Genomic DNA, 18,667 nt, shown 5'->3' with positions numbered 1-18,667 from the left:
CCAGGATGCATCGGACAGTGTAGCAACTAAGCAAGCGGTTTGTCAGGCCATTGCGCCTGCAAAAAGGCCACGCCCGCCAAATCCTTGGCAGAAAGCAGGGGCTGTGTCGCCAGCGCAGGCCATTGAATGGCCAAGGTGGGATCATTCCAGGCAATGCACCGTTCATGCTCTGGTGCGTAGTAATCGGTGGTCTTGTACAGAAATTCGGCAGATTCGGAAAGCACGAGAAAACCATGGGCCAGGCCGGGCGGCACCCAGAGCTGGCGCTTGTTGGACGCAGACAAAATCTCCCCCACCCATTTGCCAAACGTTGGTGAGTCCGGCCGGATGTCCACGGCTACGTCAAACACCTCGCCAGCCACCACGCGCACCAACTTGCCCTGAGCCTGTTTGAGCTGGTAATGCAAGCCGCGCAATACGTTGCGGGCTGACTTGGAATGGTTATCCTGCACAAACGGCAAACTCACCCCGGTTGCCTTCAAGAACTCGCGCTGGTTAAAGCTCTCGAAAAAGAATCCGCGATCATCGCCAAACACCCGGGGCTCAATCAACAACACATCCGCAATAGCCAGAGGAGTAGCCTTCATCAATACACCTTTTGATCCAACAGCCTCAACAGGTATTGGCCATAACCTGATTTGGCCAGCGGCTGCGCCAGACTGCGCAATTGCACATCGTCGATCCAGCCATGCCGCCATACAATTTCCTCAGGCGCGGCCACCTTGAGGCCCTGGCGATTCTCGATGGTGTAAATGAACTGGCTGGCCTCCAGCATCGACTCATGTGTGCCCGTATCCAGCCACGCATAGCCCCGTCCCATGGTCTGTACATCCAGGGTGCCCTGATCGAGGTAAAGGCGATTGAGGTCGGTAATTTCCAGTTCGCCACGGGCCGAAGGCTTCACCTTCTTGGCCAGTTCAACCACCTGCTTGTCGTAAAAATACAGCCCGGTTACAGCATAGCGCGACTTGGGAAATTTCGGTTTTTCTTCAAGGCTGACGGCCCGGCCTTTCTCATCGAACTCCACCACGCCGTAACGCTCCGGATCTTGAACCGCATAGGCAAATACCGTGGCTCCGTGCGTTTGCTCATTGGCACTGTGCAGCAGCCCGGCAAAATCGTGGCCATAAAAGATGTTGTCACCCAGTACCAAGGCACTCGGTGCGCCGTCCAGAAACGCTTCGCCGATCAGGAAGGCCTGCGCCAGTCCGTCCGGCGAGGGCTGCACCGCGTAGCTGATGCGCAATCCCCACTGAGTTCCGTCTCCCAGGAGTTGCGCAAAACGTGGCGTATCTTGCGGCGTAGAGATCACAAGCACTTCGCGAATCCCCGCCAGCAGCAAAACACTCAGAGGGTAATAAATCATCGGCTTGTCATAAATGGGCAGCAGTTGCTTGCTCACGACCTGCGTTGCCGGATACAAACGTGTGCCCGACCCGCCGGCCAGGATGATGCCTTTGCGTTGGACCGTGTCGACGCCAGCGGCTTTATTCATTGTCATATTCATTGTTTCCCTGAAATTTCATGAAGCATACGCGTGACGCCTCGCTCCCAGTGCGGTAGCGTCAACCCAAATGCTGCCCGCAAACGCTGCGTGTCCAGACGCGAATTCAATGGGCGCTGCGCAGGCGTGGGATAGCTGGCAGTAGGCGTGGCGGCCACGTCTTCAGGCCCAGCCTTGAGCGCCCAGCCAAGAGTCCGCGCCTGGGCCAGCACAAAGCGTGCGTAACCGTTCCAACTGGTCTCGCCGTCAGCCACGCAGTGGTACAGGCCAGCCAGCGCGGGCTCCCGAATCGTGCACATCAGCGCATGCGCCGTCACATCAGCCAGCAGCTCGGCCGAGGTAGGGGCGCCGATCTGGTCGTCAATCACGGTCAGCATCTCTCGCTCCCCAGCCAGACGCAGCATGGTCTTGGCAAAATTGCCACCACGGGCGGCATACACCCAACTGGTTCGAAAGATCAAATGTTTGGAATTCATGGCGATGGCCTGCTCGCCTTCAAGCTTGGTCCGTCCATACACACTCAAGGGGCCTGTAGGGTCCGTCTCGCGCCAGGGCTGACTGCCACTGCCATCGAATACATAGTCGGTCGAGTAGTGAACCAACCAGGCGCCCAGTTTGAGCGCCTCGGCAGCCAGCACACCCGGAGCCTCGGCGTTCAGGGTGCGCGCCACATCAGGCTCAGCCTCAGCCTTGTCTACAGCCGTATGGGCAGCAGCATTCACGATAACGTCGGGCGCCACACGGCGCACCGTTTCAGCAAGCCCAGCAAGATTGTGGAAATCTCCACACAAGCGATCAGGGTTGTTGGCCGGGTCACGCCCTACTGCGACCAGATCGCCCAACACAGCCAGGCTGCGCTGCAGTTCCCAGCCCACCTGGCCCTGGCAGCCCAATAACAAAATCTTCATGCCTTGGGACCTGTTCCATATTGCTTGGCCACCCAGTCACGGTAGCCACCGCTTTGCACATTGGCCACCCACTGGGGGTTATCCAAGTACCACTGTACGGTCTTTCGGATACCAGTCTCAAAAGTTTCCATCGGCTTCCAGCCAAGCTGGCGCTCTATCTTATGGGCGTCAATCGCATAGCGCCGATCGTGACCGGGACGGTCCGTTACATAGGCAATCTGTTCTTTGTACGGCCGACCGTCTGCTCGCGGCTTGAGCTCATCCAGCAAGGCGCAGACGGTATGAACAATATCCAGATTGGGCTTTTCGTTCCAGCCCCCGATGTTGTAAACCTCACCCAGCTGCCCGGCTTCAAGCACCCGACGGATGGCGCTGCAATGGTCTTTGACGTAGAGCCAGTCTCGAATCTGCTGCCCGTCGCCGTACACCGGCAGAGGCTTGCCGGCTTGCGCGTTCACGATCATCAAGGGAATGAGCTTCTCAGGAAAATGATACGGCCCGTAGTTGTTGGAGCAATTGGTGGTGAGAACTGGCAAACCATAGGTGTGATGGTAGGCCCGCACCAGATGGTCGCTGGCGGCTTTGGAAGCCGAGTAGGGGCTATTCGGCTCATAGCGATGGGTTTCCGTAAAGGCAGGGTCCGTCTTGCCCAATGAACCATAAACCTCGTCCGTCGACACATGCAAAAATCGAAAACCAGTCTTGGCAGTGGTGTCCAATGCACCCCAATAGGCACGCACCGCCTCCAGAAGATTGAAGGTCCCGACGATATTCGTCTGGATGAATTCGCCCGGTCCGTGAATGGAGCGGTCCACATGCGATTCGGCGGCAAAATTGACAATCGCCCGCGGCTGGTATTTCATCAACAAACCGGCCACCAGTGCTGAATCGCCAATATCCCCCCGCACAAAGATATGCCGCACATCACCCTCAAGCGAGGCAAGGTTCTGCAGGTTGCCGGCGTAGGTGAGCTGGTCGAGGTTGATGATTGTCTCGTCGGATTCACTCAAACAATCGAGCACGAAGTTACTGCCGATGAAGCCGGCTCCACCTGTTACGAGAATGGTCATTTTTCAACTTTCAAACTAGCACCTCAATACAAGCCGGATGTCCCAAAAAACTTTGCGGACTGGCACTGGCGCCATAGGCGCCCGACTGATAAATCACAGCCAAGTCTCCCACATCTGCCACCGGCAAACTCATGCGGTCGGCCAACAAGTCCAATGGCGTGCACAAGGGCCCAACAACAGACGATGTTTCTTTTTGCGTTAAGTCGGCCTTGTTGCCGATCGTGACAGGATAGTTTTTCCGCACGACTTGCCCAAAGTTACCCGAGGCAGACAGATGATGATGCAAGCCACCATCCGCCACCAGGTACACCTGCCCGCGAGAAACCTTGCGATCCACAATCCGCGTCACGTAGATGCCGGCCTCTCCCACCAGGTATCGGCCCAGTTCGATCACAAACTCCGCCTGCGGCAACTCTGTCTTGGCGCGCTGCGTCAACTGGGCCAGATTGTCGCCAATCGACGTCAAATCAAGCCGTTGCTCGCCCGGAAAATAAGGAATGCCAAAGCCACCACCCAGATTCAAAAACCGCACGGGCTGTGGCGCATCCTGTGCAAGACGCACAGCCAATTCGTAGGACTTTTGCTGAGCTTCACAAATGGAGTCAGGCCGAAGGTTCTGTGACCCGGCAAACAGATGAAAACCTTCAAAAGCGAGTCCCGCACGGCCAATGTTGGCCAACAGCGCCGGCATCTGCTCCACATCCACGCCAAACTGCTTGGGACCACCCCCCATCTTCATGCCCGAGCCTTTGAGTTCGAAGTCCGGGTTGACGCGCACCGCCACCCGGGCTGGCAAACCCAGTTCATTTGAGATCACCTCCAGTGCGACAACCTCACGAAACGATTCGAGGTTGATCAACACACGAGACGCCACTGCCTGCCGCAACTCCGCATCGCGCTTGCCCGGCCCCGCAAAGCTGACTTCTTTAGGGTTGGCACCGGCATCCAGCGCCACTTTCAACTCCCCCGCTGAGGCCACATCAATCCCATCCACCAAGCCGGCCATGAAGCCCACGACGGCCGGCATGGGGTTGGCCTTCATTGCGTAGTGCAGCTTCACCGTCGCAGGTAAAACCTTGCGCAACTCATCCACTCGGGACCGCAATAAGGCGCGGTCATAGGCGTAAAACGGCGTTTGCCCAACACGGGCTGCCAGGTGTGACAAGCGCTCACCACCAACCACCAGCTCCCCATCTTTGACGGGAAACTGGTTCATGGGGGCATGCACGGGGAGCTGACGTTCTGGCAAGGACATAAGTTTGAATCGCGGTTAAATTTCAGGTCATGGTGCCGAATTCACGCAGCGCGGCGCTGTGCCCACTCGGCTGACAACAGTTTTCGGTCAATCTTGCCGTTTGGATTGCGTGGCAGCGGCCCTTCAACAAACTCAATACCCGTTGGAACCATGTAGGCAGGCATACGCGCCTTGCACTCGGCCATCAAAGCATTTTGGTCAATAGCCCCCGTCGATACTACCTTGGTAGCTATCACATGTATAGCATGACCCAGGGTGGGATGATCCACGCCGAAGGCCACGCACTCGCCCACCATCTGGGTGGCGTACAAAATTTCTTCCACCTCCGTGGGGCTGACACGGTAGCCCGATGTCTTCATCATTTCATCGCGCCGACCGATGAAATACAGGAAACCCTCGGCGTCCATGCGCACGGTATCCCCGGAAAACACAGCGTACTCGGGCAATTGCAGACCAGCCTGTCGACCGGGCGCGTCTGCGGCCAACAGTTTGTAGCGCTCGGCCGTCTTCTCCGCATCATTCCAGTAACCCATGCCAACCAGTGCGCCACGGTGAACCAGCTCCCCCGGCTCTTCCGGACTGCAGGGCGAGCCATCTTCGCGCAGCACCAGGATTTCCGCATTGGGAATCGCCTTGCCAATCGAATCCGGACGTCGATCCACCTCCTGCGGAGGTAAGTAGGTGGAGCGAAAAGCCTCGGTCAGGCCGTACATCAAGTACGGCCTGGCTGTGGGCACGCGCTGACGCAAAGCGGTCAGCGTCTCACGCGGCATACGCCCGCCCGTGTTGGCAAAATAGCGCAACTTGTCATTGATCGCTGCTGGCCACTCCAATTGCGCCAATTGGATGTACAGGGGCGGAACTGCCGTCAAACCCGTCACACCTTCGCGCTCCATGGCCTTGAGCACATCGCGTGGCATCAGATAGTTCAGCAACACCACCCGCGCACCAGCATGGAACGCAGTGGTGAGCTGACTGAAGCCCGCATCGAAGGACAAAGGCAGGGCAGCCAGCAAGGTGTCTTGCGCGCCGTTCTCCAGATAGGACGCCACGCTTTTGGCGCCCGCCACCATGTTGCGATGCGACAGCACCACCCCTTTGGGCTTGCCGGTGCTGCCAGAGGTGTACAGAATGGCGACCATATCGGTATCGATCACGCGGTGACCGGGCTGCGGGGGGCTCGCCAACAAGTCACTCCAATTGACCAAAGCCAAAGGAGCGAAAACCATCGCCCCAGCCGAGGCCGAACCCGCCACCGCGTCAGTCACGATGACATGGCGCAGGTCATGGCACTCCGCCAGCGCATCCTTCATCAAGGCCAGGCGCTCCGGCGAGGTCACCAGAACGCGTACATTGCAGTCGCGCAGAATGAAGGCGACCTGCTCAGGTTTCAGAAGTGGGTTGACCGGCACAAAAACCGCACCCGCCGCAGGTGCCCCAAAACTGGCAATGACCGTTTCGAAGCGCTTCTCTAGGTAAATGGCCACCCTCTCACTGCGCGCCAGGCCCAAGCCCATCAAGCCCGAAGCAAACTGGGTGACGCTGGCGCTCAAATCCGCATAGCTCACATGGGCAGGGCCAATGGTCAAGGCGATGGCCTGCGGCGTGCGATGGGCCGCTACAGCGATCAATTCATGCAAAAGTGTGGATTCGGTCATAAAAATGCGAATAGCGCTGCCATGATGGGAAAAAGCTGTGGAGGGAAAAGTATCTCACAGGGATCAATGCCGGATATAGGCGACCGTCCTTCCGATCGTGGCTCCAAGCAGATTATTCTCTATGATCCGAACATGGCCAGCCCCCCATCTCACCGCCTGCTTGAAGTTGATGCCCTGCGTGGTTTAGCAGCAATGGCTGTGGTGCTCTTTCATTACACAACCCGATTCACAGAGCTTTTCAAAGCTGTTGAAATGCCAACCGTGTCGTTTCCACTCGGCTATTACGGCGTCAATTTGTTTTTCATCATCAGCGGCTTTGTCATTTTCATGACGCTTGAAAAAACGATTCGTCCCATGGATTTTGTAGTGTCAAGGTTCAGCCGCCTGTTTCCCGCCTATTGGGTTGCCATTTTTCTGACTTTTTCCATATGCCACCTGTTAGGGCTCCCGGGGAAGTTGGTGGGCTTAGGCACCGCTTTTGGCAATATGCTGATGATTCATGGTTTTTTCCACGTCGCACATGTGGATGGCGTCTATTGGACGCTTGAAGTGGAATTGCTTTTTTATTGTGGCGTGTTTTTGCTATATCGGTTGCGCCGTCTGAATCTGATACATCATGTCTTATTCGGGCTTCTGGTGTTGAAGCTGACCTATTACCTGCTGGAACGACAATTCGGCATCAACCTGCCCTGGATCATTTTCAGACTGTTGATCTTGGGGTACATCCCATGGTTTGCGCTTGGCATTTCCATATACTTGGCAATCAGTCGGCAAGACTCAAGCGGATGGATGCAACCCGCCCAAACCGCAGTCATGGCACTTCTGACACTTTGGGTTTGCGATTCCCTTTTCGTTTTCACTCTGGCTTTGGCGCTTGCCACTGTGGTATTTCTGGCCGCCAGCGGTCGAGTACCGATGCTCAAAACCCCGCCGCTTGTCTGGCTGGGCGCGATTTCTTACCCGCTGTACCTGTTGCACGAAAACATAGGGTGGGCTATTCAATTGCAGCTTCAAGCCATTGGCATCCCGATTGATTTGACGATTTTCATTGCACTGATGGCCAATCTGCTATTGGCAAACGCGCTAGTGCGCTGGGTAGAGAAGCCCGCAATGCTATGGATACGGACGCGCTACAAAAATCGCACAAGACCCACTGAGCAATGAACCGAAAAGCCAGCCTGATACTCTTGTGCCTGCTGTTGCTGGCGCCCGCGTACTGGCTGATTCTCAAGTTAATTCCTGAGCCTTATAAGGCACTTCACGCCAAACTTGACCAGGTTGTCAAAATTCGCAATGAACGAGCCATACCCTGCTCGCAGGTATTAAAACAACGTCCGCAGGTCATTCTTGCACTCGGGCAATCCAATGCCGCCAATTCCGGTGAAAAAGTGCCGGTGGTTGCTGCACCGGTTAGCCTGTTCGCAGAGGGCAAATGCCTCATGGCCGCTGACCCTTTGCCTGGAGGTACCGGACAGGGCGGCAGCATCTGGTCACGATTGCCACATCAGTTGTCGATACTTAAGCCCCAACAAAATCTGGTGTTATCGGTACTAAGCGTTGATGGGACATCGATCGAGGACTGGACCGGCGACAACAGCCCGCTACGAAAACGATTGGAACACCATCTCACCACAATGACAGCGATGGGGCTCACGCCACAATTGATCTTGTGGCAACAAGGAGAGGCCGAAGCACGGACAGGGACGACTGAAGCCGCCTACGGAGCAGGATTGGACCAATTGGCCGCGATCCTTGAACTCACCGGCATTCATGCGCCCATTGTCGTGGCCCAATCCACGGTTTGTCGATCAGCCCCAAATGCTCAAATCCGTGCCGCAATTTCAGCCAAGGTCGCTAATAGCGCTCGCTTCAAGCAGGGTCCAGACACCGACACCCTGATTGGTCAAGACCTGCGCCACGATGGCTGCCATTTTTCAGAAGCCGGGCTGGATAAGGCCGCGCAACATTGGGCTCAAACAATTCTCAAGTTGGCGTCAGCGCCATAATTCGCCACAGCATTGAGCGCCATGCAACCAACAAGAATAGTCACGCGTCGAAACCGTGGCCCAGGACACTTGTCACACCGTTGGCCCCTAAAATGCTTAAAGTGGGGCAAGTCGCCCGTACAGGAGTTTGAATTGGATGTAACACAGGAAGTGCGTCGTATTCTTGACGAGGTACTTAGTTTAAGTGGGCGCTCAGCCCAGTTCACACGCGACACACCCTTGTTGGGCGCAATTCCCGAACTTGACTCCATGGCGGTCGTGACATTGATTACAACCCTTGAGGAACAGTTTGGTCTGACAGTGGACGACGATGATATTGATGGTTCAACCTTTGCCACCGTCGGATCGCTGGCTGATTTTGTCAGTAGCAAGTTGACGAGCTAGCCTTCAATGCCCATGCAGCCAGAGGCTTTTTTCCTGCCTTTCGGCTCTGCCGAGGACGGCCAACGGTATTGCCTGCTTCATCCAACGGTAAAAGGCTGCATGACCCGCGGCTTGGTGGTCTACATCCATCCAATGGCTGAGGAAATGAACAAAGCCCGCCGTATGGCTGCACTTCAAGCACGCACTTTGGCCCAAGCAGGCTACTCAGTCCTTCAAATAGACCTGCTGGGTTGCGGCGACAGTTCTGGAGACTTTGGCGATGCCACTTGGCAAGGCTGGGTCAACGATGTGGTGATGGGAAGCCAGTGGCTGCGTGAACACAGCAACAGACAAGGCATCAGCCCACACCAGGCACCGCTTTGGCTTTGGGGCCTGCGCGCAGGGTGCCTTCTTGCGGCAGAAGCTGCAACGCGGCTGAACGAGGCATGCAACTTCCTCTTCTGGCAAGCACCATCGGCAGGTAAACCATTGCTGCAACAATTTTTACGCCTTAAGGTCGCCGGCGACATGCTAAGCGGGCAATCCAAGGGCGTTATGGAGTCCATGCGCCACCAACTGGCGAGTGGGTCGGCACTGGAGATTGCTGGCTATTCACTGTCACCCGAACTGGCGGAGGGCCTTGAACAAGCCAGCCTACTGGCACCGACCACGGCCGGAAAAGTACAACGCATGGAATGGTTTGAACTTTCGACGCGAGAGGGCGCAAGCTTAAGTCCGGTCTCCACAAAAACCGTCGCCCAGTGGCAACAAACCGGCTTTGCGACTCGCAGCCATATCGTGCGTGGCCCGGCTTTTTGGCAAACCAGCGAAATTGAGGATGCCCCCGAACTGATTGCCGCCACAGTTGACGCGCTCACCGCGTCCGCCACATGAGATACGCAGAAGAGACACTGTCGTTCGCCTGCGAGGGCGACACCCTCCAAGGCATTTTGACGCGCCCGGAAACGCCTACCGATATTGGCGTTGTCGTGATTGTGGGTGGCCCTCAGTACCGTGTGGGTAGTCACCGGCAATTTGTGCTTTTGTCCCGCGCTCTCGCCACCGCTGGCCATACAGTACTTCGGTTTGACTACAGGGGAATGGGCGACAGCGCAGGCAGTCTTCACACCTTTGAAAACGTCAATGCGGATATAGCCATGGCGATTGGCGCGCTGGAAGCCGCAGCGCCCGGCATACGCAGAGTGGTTCTGTGGGGACTTTGCGATGGCGCCTCGGCGGCATTGTTGTACTGCCATGCCATGCAAGACCCCCGAATCGGTGGCCTGTGCCTGCTCAACCCATGGGTCCGCTCTGCAGAAAGCCTGGCCAAAACCCAAGTTAAACACTACTACACACAGCGGCTGCGTGAAAAAGAATTCTGGATCAAACTTTGCAGTGGCAAAGTGGCTTGGGGCGCTTTGAGTGGATTGGCACGCAATGTCCAAGTTGCATTGTCAGGGAAGGCATCCTCCGTGGCTACGCAACTTTCATTTCAGGACCGGATGGCAATGGCTTGGACGGCTTTCAACGGCCCGATTCTGCTGCTTCTCAGCGGAAATGACTTCACCGCCAAAGAGTTTGTAGACCACGTCAACGCCGCGCCGACTTGGGCGGGGGCGTTGAATAAAATCAACTTAACCCAACACCTCGAACCGGAGGCTGACCATACATTCTCCGAAATACGGTTTAATTCCATTGTCGAGCAATGGACGCTTAACTTACTCAACCAGTTGGCCAGCCATAACGCAGGGGAGACATGCAAATGAACATTGCACCAGCACTTCAATTTATTCTTTCAATTTTTTTAGTCTCTCCCGCATTTGCTCAAGTCAATGCAAATTTCTGCGGCTCATTGGAGAACGGGTTTGGTCCTTTTGATTACCGGGCAGACAAATACGTAGCAGCGCCATCAGACCAGGAATCTCACAGGCACAAACGCGGGCTGGTTGAGGGAGCCCACTTCACGCCCCGCGTGGAATCTTTAATTGGTGCACAGTCAGGCGGGCAGATTGGTCCGCCCGGGAGCGACCTGGATTACACACTCCGGGCATTTCCCAACCACCACCGCGCGTTGTTGTCGGTCATGCGGTATGGCGAAAAAACCGGAAGCCAACAACCGTCAGGACTTCGCTACGTTGTTGAATGCTACCTGGAACGCGCCATTCGATTCAAGCCAGACGATGCGATCGCACGCATACTGTATTCGACCTTCCTGACCAAAAACAAACGCGTACCCGAAGCCGTTGCGCAATTGGAGCAGGCAACCACCATTGCCGGCGAGAACGCCTTCACCCACTACAACATCGGCTTGACCTACTTTGATATGAAGATCTATGACAAAGCCCTTGCCCGCGCCCATCGAGCTTTGGAACTTGGCTTTGAAAGAGTTGAGTTGCGTGACCTCCTTCAAGGCGCTGGCCAATGGCAGGAGCCATCCATCGCACCCAAACCCCAAGAATAGTTTCCACATCACCTATGCATCACCCGACGCCTCGGCTCCCCGTTCTTGATTGGGGAACGTTTTCGGGTCCCCGTGTTTCGGCAACACCATGTGTGCTGACACATCCGTCAACGCAGTTCACCCAAAGCGGTCGTGCCTCAATTCTGTTGGCACTTGAGATGCTTGAAATAGGACCTGGGGACACCGTACTGGTACCCACCTACCACTGTCCAACCATGATTGCACCCATTGTTTCCCGTGGTGCACAACCTGTTTTTTATCCTCTGGATAGCACCGGCGCTCCCAATCTGGAGTGGATCAATCAAGACAAAACGCAAGGTGTCCGGGCCATTCTAGTGGCCCATTTTTTCGGATTACCCCAACCCTTGACCGCTGTCCGCCAATGGTGTGATCAACAAGGCGTGCGACTGATCGAGGATTGTGCGCACGCCCTCTTTGGCACCAGTGATGATCGGGCTGTAGGGTACTGGGGTGATCTGGCAATTGCCAGTCTCACCAAATTTTTACCTGTGCCAGAGGGCGGTTGCCTGTTAAACAATACACTCCTCGCACCCTTCCCAGAGTTACATCAGCCCAAACCCAAGAGCCAGGTCAAAGCCGGCTTTGACATCCTGCATGCAGGCATCAATCATGGCCGGTTGAACGGTTTGGGAACCTTGATGCGCAGCCTGTTCGGCGTTTTGAGCCTGTTCAAGAAAAAACCCCTCCATCAGCCCCCCCCCACAGAGTCAAGCTCGCCTGCCGGCTTCACCATAGATGTAGCGCAGTCGCATCAAGGATTGACGTATCCCAGTCGCTGGATTGCCAATCATGCACCGCGGGAGCGCATCGTGTTGCGCCGCAGAGCAAACTATCTGGTCTTGGCGCAAGCTTTGTCCGGTCTGCGTGGAATGCATCCATTGCGCCCTGACCTGCCAGCCAAGTGTGCACCTTACGTCTTCCCGCTGTGGGTCGATCATCCCGACCCTGGCTATGGCGAATTGCGACGTATGGCGTTTCCTGTGTCGCGCTGGGACTGGCTGTGGCCAACGGTCTCCAAACTTCCCAACGATTCTGGAATCCAGTGGTCACATCACATATTGCAACTGGCCTGCCACCAAGACCTGACACCTGCCGAACTGGAAGAGATGATCTCCACGTTAAAAAGAATGTATGTACCCAAAGCCGTAGAATCCTTTGCGTGACCGTCAAGAGCAATTGAATCCGTGGGTCTTCTGAGCGAGGCCTCGGTTTTCATTTTCGCTCAACCCATCTAGCCCAATGAGACCAACCAAGCAATGACCTGGACCATACGCCCCATCGCGCAATTCGCCAATTTCGCAAGTCAGTGGGATGGGCTTGTCAGGTCTCGCCCGGGTACCCCGTTTCTGGAAACTGCATTTTTACAACCCCTTATTGATAACTTCGCCAGTGGTGAAGAACAATTGTGCTTGTACTATGCCAACGATCAACTTCGCGCTGCAGCCATCATCCATCGCGCACGAAAAGGTATGTGGCAGACCTTTCAACCATCGCAACTTCCACTAGGCGCATGGATTTCCGATAGCAGTGTCGACCTGGCCTCCGCATGCAATGAACTAATGCCACTGCTTCCTGGCCTAACGCTAGGGATAGGTGTCACACAACTGGACCCACAGATACAAACTCGACCAGACAACACGCCTAAAGTTCGCACCCAGGATTACATCCAGACTGCCTGGGTTGACGTCGAGGACGGTTTTGAGGCTTACTGGGAAGCACGGGGTAAAAACCTCAAACAAAACACCCGTAAACAACGCAACAAGTTGCAGGCAGAAGGAACCGAAACCAGAATCGAGTGCCTAAAGAACCCGGAGGATATGCAAGACGCCATCGCAGATTATGGAAATTTGGAGAGTGCGGGTTGGAAAACAGCCGACGGCACCGCCATTCATCCCGACAATGCCCAGGGAAAGTTTTATCGGCGAATGCTTGAAAACTTTTGCCGCCTCGGACAAGCCCGCATTTACCGCTACTGGTTTGGTGACAAGGTAGTTGCCATGGATTTATGCGTCCATGACGAAAAGGTCATCGTCATTCTGAAAACAACTTACGACGAATCCTATAAAGCAGTCTCGCCGTCCACCTTGATGCGTCAAGCAGAATTCCAACAGCTTTTCGACGAGCATGAGTTCGAACGCATCGAGTTCTATGGCAAGGTCATGGAATGGCACACCCGCTGGACAGAAAAAACGCGCACGCTGTACCACGCCAACGTCTACCGGCATGCCCTCATTTTGCGACTGATTCAACTGCGCTCGGGCATCAAACAGTCAGAAAAACAGTCCAAAATTGCGGATTGAAAAAATCATGTCCGAAACGCTCCACAGCCCACAATCGGCCTCCTTGAAAAGTCCGATAGTTTTCACTGATGATGAACTGCTCGAACTCGGGCGTGAAGTTTTACGAATTGAAGCCGATGCAGTACTCAGCCTCGTCGACAGGCTGGGACCAGGTTTCGTCCAAGCGGTGCGCCTGATTCTCGATTGCCGGGGTCGAGTCGTGGTCAGCGGCATCGGCAAGTCTGGTCATGTTGGTCGGAAAATTGCTGCCACCTTGGCAAGCACCGGGACACCAGCATTCTTCGTCCATCCGGCTGAAGCAAGCCACGGTGATCTTGGCATGATTACACCCGATGATGTGGTGATCGCGTTGTCAAACTCCGGAGAGAGCGCCGAGCTGGTCGCCATTGTGCCGCTACTCAAGCGTCATGGAGCCAGTCTTATCGCCATTACCGGAGTCCACACGTCAACCTTGGCCACATTGGCCAATGTGCATCTTGATGCTGCAGTCGAAAAGGAAGCCTGCCCATTGGGCCTTGCCCCCACCTCCAGCACCACAGCGGCACTCGCCATGGGTGATGCCATTGCCGTCGCCTTGCTCAAAGCGCGCGGATTCAGCGCTCAGGACTTCGCCCGATCCCATCCCGGCGGCAAACTCGGACGCCGCCTGCTTGTACTGATCAGCGACATCATGCACACGGGGAACGACCTGCCCAAGGTGGGCATCGACAGCAGTCTTGCGGATGCCCTGCTCGAAATGAGCGAAAAAGGCCTCGGCATGACAGCGATTGTTGATGCCGACAACCACATACTGGGCATCTTCACCGACGGTGATCTGCGCCGCGTTCTTGGCGCAGGAGCCGACTTGCGGGACGCCCGGATTGCGGACCTGATGAAACGCAATCCACGAACCATCAATGCCGATAGGCTGGCGGCAGAAGCTGTGCAGCAAATGGAGACCCTGCGAATCAATGGCATGCTGGTTGCCAACAACGCGGGGCAGCTTGTAGGCGTCTTCAATATGCATGACTTGCTTCGTGCTGGCGTTCTTTGAACTGGGTCAACTCCTATGCCCTTCAACGCAAGTCAGATTCGCCCCATTACCCGCATTAAATGGGGATTATTTCGATTCCTGGAGCGTCTCAGTGACCTCAGGGGCAATAGTACCGCCGGCCATCTTGAACTCAAGCCGCCGGAACAACCTCTGCAATCCCTCTGGGTCTTCGTTTCGACCATCGGAGAACTGAATGCGATTGATCCACTTCTGCACGAGATCATCACCCGCCTGCCGCAACTCAAGCTTGTACTGATTACCGACCACCCGCACTACCGGGACAGCTACCTTGCCCGCTACCCGGCGGCAGAGGTATGTGTCACACGCGGTCACGGCACTGATGCAGCGACACTGGCGAAGCACTATCCTCCCAAATTACTTGTCGTCGCCGAAATTCCCTGCTGGCCAACCGATGCGCCCTGCCGGTTCTCGTTTGCATTTCTGCTGGAAGCCAAGCAGGCGGGCGCCACCACTTGGCTGGTCAACAGTTGGCTCTATCACTATCAACCGCCCAGTCGCATGGACGTTATTGAACGCAAGCTCTTCCAACGCGACTTTCTCCGCGCCTTTGATGCCATCGGAGTCCAAACCAAGGAAACACTTCAACAACTGCTTGCGGCTGGAGCTGATCCGAAGCGGGTTCACGTCACAGGCAATATCAAGTTTGATGCCATGCATCGAAACGACTGGTCTCCCGCCAACGCACGAAGCCCGGCCATGCTAAGTGCGCTCATCGCATCCGTACGCCCGGTTATCGTCACCGGCTGCATCACAAACTATGCCGAGCAGGAAATGGTGCTTGACGCGTTCGTCACCATGCGAGAGCATCATCCTGATGCATTGCTTATCCTCGCACCCCGCCATCCCGAAGTCGTTGAACGGATGCAGATGCTTCGCAAGTTCCTGGAACAACGAAAGCTGCCAGCGGTTTTCAAGTCAACACTCACCGATGTACCCATTCCAGGCCCCATTGCTTGCCTGGTTCTGGACACCATGGGAGAGCTGCGCGATTTCTATGCTGCGGCCACCGTAACCCATGTTGGCGTTGACCACAACGTGCTGGAACCACTTGGATTTGGAAAGCCCGTCACAGTCGGGCAGGGGTGGAATACGACCTATCCCTCCTACCCTGTTTATCGGGCGTTGATGAACAGTGCCGCATTGCTGGAAGCTAATGATGCCGGACGGTTATCCGCGCACTGGCTCCAACTTCTTGATCAACCTGACCGCTATCAAGAGCGCATGATCGCGACAACCAAAACACTAAATGATCTTCGAGGTGCCGTGGCAAGACACCTCGCACAACTTGAGCCCATGCTGACCTGAATATGCAGATACTGCGCCTGTGACGGTTCCAATTAAACCAGCCGATCAGCAACGTTTGCCATACGCCCTCAACTTAGAGGAGGCGCCAATATTTTTAAAATTCCGGAGGACTGAATGATTGACATCAACAACAAAATTCGTGTTTCCAATACAGGTGGATTTGTCCTGTTCGGCGGCATCAACGTGCTCGAATCGCGTGATCTCGCGCTACGCTCTTGCGCAGAATACGTACGGGTCACCCAAAAGCTCAGCATTCCTTATGTCTTCAAAGCCAGCTTTGACAAGGCCAACCGCTCCTCTATTCATTCCTACCGCGGCCCAGGCCTGGAAGAAGGTCTGAGAATTTTTGAGGCCGTCAAGGCAGAGTTCGGCGTGCCGGTAATTACCGATGTGCATGAGCCCTGGCAAGCCCAGCCAGTATCAGAGGTTGCAGACGTACTGCAGTTACCGGCTTTCCTGGCACGGCAAACCGATCTGGTTGTCGCACTGGCCAAGACGGGGCGGGTCATCAACATCAAAAAACCTCAGTTCCTAAGCCCCACGCAAGTGCTCAATATCGTCGAAAAATTTGAGGAGGCCGGCAACGACCAACTCATACTCTGTGATCGTGGCACTTGCTTCGGCTACGACAATCTTGTGGTGGATATGCTCGGCTTTGGGGTCATGAAAAAAGTCTGCAAAGATATCCCCATCATTTTTGACGTAACGCATGCGTTGCAGCAACGCGATCCGGGCGGCGCAGCTTCGGGCGGGCGACGTCAGCAGGTGGCAGAGTTGGCTCGCGCCGGTTTGGCCGTTGGCCTGGCAGGCATTTTTCTGGAAGCGCATCCTGACCCGGACTCGGCAAAATGCGACGGGCCAAGTGCCCTGCCCCTGGATCAGCTGGAACCATTTCTGACTCAACTCAAGGCCCTTGACGATCTCGTGAAATCCTTTGCACCGCTTCATATTGCGTGATCACTTGACGCCGGTCGCGGTGCACAGGAGATCCTCAGTTATCCGTATCTTGCGTTTTCTCAAGTAAATTTAAAGTCCCTGCTGTCGAATAGGGCATGCCATTTGCACCGCCCCTTGATACACAGCTGACATGTAGCACGACGGTACGCCGCGAAATCGTGGCAGCAAATTGGCAAATGGTCCGGCGAGACCGCTGCGTTCTGGCGGCTCTATGGGTGTTTTGCACACTCTGGAATTTCGATAAGGCTTTCCATATCGATGACGCCGGCCACATGGTGATTGCGCAGTGGATCGCCCAAAACCCACTCCGACCCATGAGCGGGCTATTGTTTTGGGGCGACACACCGGAGTCGATCCACATCACCAACCAGCCCCACCTGTTTTTCTATGCAATGGCGGTATGGGGTTCGGTTTTTGGCTGGTCCGAGATATCCATGCATGCACTGCAGTCGATTTTTTGTTTGCTCGCACTGATCGGCATGCACAAACTGGCAGTGCGATTCACCCCGCATTGGCCACTTGTCCCGACGACATTGCTTGCTTTCAGTCCGGCCTTCGCCGCCAATCAGAACTCGATGGTCGATATTCCGTTGCTGGCTCTCTGGCTAGGTTTCTTCGTCGCCCTCTGTGGTCGCGTTCAATCAACACGACGTCTGCATAGGGCTGCTGCGTGGTGTTCCGCTGCGATCCTGACAAAGTACACCAGTTTGGTGCTCTACCTCATGCTGTTCTACGAGGTATTGCGCAGGCAGCAATGGCGCTTTGCCAGCGTACTGTTGACGCCGCTGCTCGCATTGCTCGCCTGGTCTGCGTTTAACTATTGGGATTATGGGGGCATTCATATCGCGCAACGCAAACCAGGCGGCATGACTGCATCGGGGCAAATGGAGTGGTTTCTCAATCAGGCGTTGGCATGGCTGTTGGCCTTGGGCGCCATCGTGCCAGGTGCAATCGGTCTGGTCGTTGCGCCGTATGTTTCGCGCAGCAACACGTTCTGGCGATTTAGCGTTGGCTTACTCGCTGTGGGCGCAATGATCACGGTCAACGCAGCGACGGCCATGTCGGGAACGGCAGACAGCGAAGAAAGCATCTACCGCATGCTAAAGCTGTTCTTCATTGTCAGCGGCGCGGTCCTGCTGGTGTCGGCGGCAGGCAGGCTTGTACGGGAACGTCTGTCCGCGCAGGCCCATACCTTGAAGATGGATCCTGGCCTTGCACTCCTGGCTCTTTGGGCAATTGGCGCGTTCAGCTTCATTGTCGGCCTGGCGCCGTTCATGGCAACACGCCACGTTTTGTTAGCACTGCCGCCAATATTGCTCTTGACATCCAGATGGCTGCCAGCGGATGCATCCAAAACATGGTTAGCAGGCGTTATCGCCGTGTCGAGCCTGGTCGCGACCGGAGTCGCGGCGGCTGATCGCTGGTACGCCAATCTCTATCGAACCCAAGCCACTGAAATTCGGAAATCACTTCCGTCAAATGCAACCATTTGGTTCGCCGGACATTGGGGGTGGCAGTGGTACGCCACGCAAGTGGGAATGTTGCCCTTCGACCCAACGTCGCGGCAGGTCAAGCCGGGGGACTACCTGGTCTATCCGGATTCCGTGGCCAAGCAAAAGCTAACCGCTGACCTGTCACCTACACACCTGCGCGATGTCGTGATCCGTCCAGAAAGTTTTATCTCACGCTTGGCTACGCCAGGGGCCGGCCTCTACTCCTCCACCTATTGGAAATTGCCGTGGACCATCAACATGGGGCAAGTGGAAGTGTTTCACATCTTGCGTTTTTAACGCTCTGCGATATCG

Annotated in this window: 18 protein-coding genes; 12 read left to right on the top strand and 6 right to left on the bottom strand. The window is 55.6% G+C overall.

All coding sequences use genetic code 11. From position 1 onward, the window contains the following. Positions 1–26 precede the first annotated feature (26 nt). From rfbC to IV109_RS04525, 6 genes are all read right to left on the bottom strand, one after another. Positions 27–587: a dTDP-4-dehydrorhamnose 3,5-epimerase gene (gene rfbC / locus IV109_RS04550; protein ID WP_296692876.1), complete on the bottom strand. Its 561-nt coding sequence runs from the start codon at positions 585–587 to the stop codon at positions 27–29. Next, positions 587–1,501, bottom strand: coding sequence for a glucose-1-phosphate thymidylyltransferase RfbA (gene rfbA / locus IV109_RS04545; protein WP_296692873.1), 915 nt, complete (start codon positions 1,499–1,501; stop codon positions 587–589). Before rfbA ends, rfbC begins: the two co-directional genes overlap by 1 nt. A 2-nt stretch (positions 1,502–1,503) precedes the next feature. Further along, positions 1,504–2,412, bottom strand: coding sequence for a dTDP-4-dehydrorhamnose reductase (gene rfbD / locus IV109_RS04540; protein WP_296692870.1), 909 nt, complete (start codon positions 2,410–2,412; stop codon positions 1,504–1,506). After that, entirely contained in the window at positions 2,409–3,482 is a 1,074-nt protein-coding gene (rfbB, locus tag IV109_RS04535) for a dTDP-glucose 4,6-dehydratase (protein ID WP_296692867.1), read from the bottom strand. The genes rfbD and rfbB overlap by 4 nt, the downstream gene beginning before the upstream one ends. A gap of 10 nt (positions 3,483–3,492) precedes the next feature. Further along, positions 3,493–4,698 carry a pyridoxal-dependent decarboxylase, exosortase A system-associated gene (locus tag IV109_RS04530; protein ID WP_296692864.1) on the bottom strand — a complete coding sequence of 402 codons (1,206 nt, stop codon included), beginning with the start codon at positions 4,696–4,698 and terminating at the stop codon, positions 3,493–3,495. Between the two features lie 80 nt (positions 4,699–4,778). Beyond that, positions 4,779–6,395, bottom strand: coding sequence for an acyl-CoA ligase (AMP-forming), exosortase A system-associated (locus IV109_RS04525; protein ID WP_296692861.1), 1,617 nt, complete (start codon positions 6,393–6,395; stop codon positions 4,779–4,781). On the opposite strand from IV109_RS04525, the gene IV109_RS04520 reads away from it, so the two are divergent. The 12 genes from IV109_RS04520 (at position 6,348) to IV109_RS04465 (ending at position 18,652) form a co-directional block, all read left to right on the top strand. Next, the gene (locus tag IV109_RS04520) at positions 6,348–7,559 is read left to right on the top strand and encodes an acyltransferase (protein WP_296692858.1); all 1,212 of its coding nucleotides are present in this window, start codon (positions 6,348–6,350) and stop codon (positions 7,557–7,559) included. The two genes, IV109_RS04525 and IV109_RS04520, sit on opposite strands and share 48 nt — an antisense overlap. After that, the gene (locus IV109_RS04515; protein ID WP_296692839.1) at positions 7,556–8,401 is read left to right on the top strand and encodes a sialate O-acetylesterase; all 846 of its coding nucleotides are present in this window, start codon (positions 7,556–7,558) and stop codon (positions 8,399–8,401) included. The genes IV109_RS04520 and IV109_RS04515 overlap by 4 nt, the downstream gene beginning before the upstream one ends. A gap of 132 nt (positions 8,402–8,533) precedes the next feature. Further along, entirely contained in the window at positions 8,534–8,785 is a 252-nt protein-coding gene (locus tag IV109_RS04510; protein WP_296692814.1) for a phosphopantetheine-binding protein, read from the top strand. Between the two features lie 6 nt (positions 8,786–8,791). Beyond that, positions 8,792–9,658: a hydrolase 2, exosortase A system-associated gene (locus IV109_RS04505; protein WP_296692811.1), complete on the top strand. Its 867-nt coding sequence runs from the start codon at positions 8,792–8,794 to the stop codon at positions 9,656–9,658. Continuing rightward, the gene (locus IV109_RS04500; protein ID WP_296692809.1) at positions 9,655–10,530 is read left to right on the top strand and encodes a hydrolase 1, exosortase A system-associated; all 876 of its coding nucleotides are present in this window, start codon (positions 9,655–9,657) and stop codon (positions 10,528–10,530) included. Before IV109_RS04505 ends, IV109_RS04500 begins: the two co-directional genes overlap by 4 nt. Further along, positions 10,527–11,225 carry an ABC transporter permease gene (locus tag IV109_RS04495; RefSeq protein WP_296692806.1) on the top strand — a complete coding sequence of 233 codons (699 nt, stop codon included), beginning with the start codon at positions 10,527–10,529 and terminating at the stop codon, positions 11,223–11,225. The genes IV109_RS04500 and IV109_RS04495 overlap by 4 nt, the downstream gene beginning before the upstream one ends. Continuing rightward, positions 11,186–12,409: a DegT/DnrJ/EryC1/StrS family aminotransferase gene (locus IV109_RS04490; RefSeq protein ID WP_366834226.1), complete on the top strand. Its 1,224-nt coding sequence runs from the start codon at positions 11,186–11,188 to the stop codon at positions 12,407–12,409. Before IV109_RS04495 ends, IV109_RS04490 begins: the two co-directional genes overlap by 40 nt. Before the next feature lie 93 nt (positions 12,410–12,502). Then, positions 12,503–13,546, top strand: coding sequence for a GNAT family N-acetyltransferase (locus tag IV109_RS04485; protein WP_296692802.1), 1,044 nt, complete (start codon positions 12,503–12,505; stop codon positions 13,544–13,546). A 7-nt stretch (positions 13,547–13,553) separates the two neighbouring features. Next, positions 13,554–14,579: a KpsF/GutQ family sugar-phosphate isomerase gene (locus IV109_RS04480; RefSeq protein WP_296692800.1), complete on the top strand. Its 1,026-nt coding sequence runs from the start codon at positions 13,554–13,556 to the stop codon at positions 14,577–14,579. Between the two features lie 15 nt (positions 14,580–14,594). Next, the gene (locus IV109_RS04475) at positions 14,595–15,905 is read left to right on the top strand and encodes a glycosyltransferase N-terminal domain-containing protein (protein ID WP_296692796.1); all 1,311 of its coding nucleotides are present in this window, start codon (positions 14,595–14,597) and stop codon (positions 15,903–15,905) included. 114 nt (positions 15,906–16,019) lie between these two features. Beyond that, positions 16,020–16,862, top strand: coding sequence for a 3-deoxy-8-phosphooctulonate synthase (gene kdsA, locus IV109_RS04470; protein WP_296692794.1), 843 nt, complete (start codon positions 16,020–16,022; stop codon positions 16,860–16,862). Positions 16,863–16,957: 95 nt separating this feature from the next. Continuing rightward, positions 16,958–18,652: a glycosyltransferase family 39 protein gene (locus tag IV109_RS04465; RefSeq protein ID WP_296692792.1), complete on the top strand. Its 1,695-nt coding sequence runs from the start codon at positions 16,958–16,960 to the stop codon at positions 18,650–18,652. Positions 18,653–18,667 lie beyond the last annotated feature (15 nt).

The sequence above is a fragment of the Rhodoferax sp. genome (genome assembly GCF_018780565.1).
GTDB lineage: Bacteria > Pseudomonadota > Gammaproteobacteria > Burkholderiales > Burkholderiaceae_C > Rhodoferax.
This window is presented reverse-complemented; position numbering and strand designations above follow the sequence as displayed.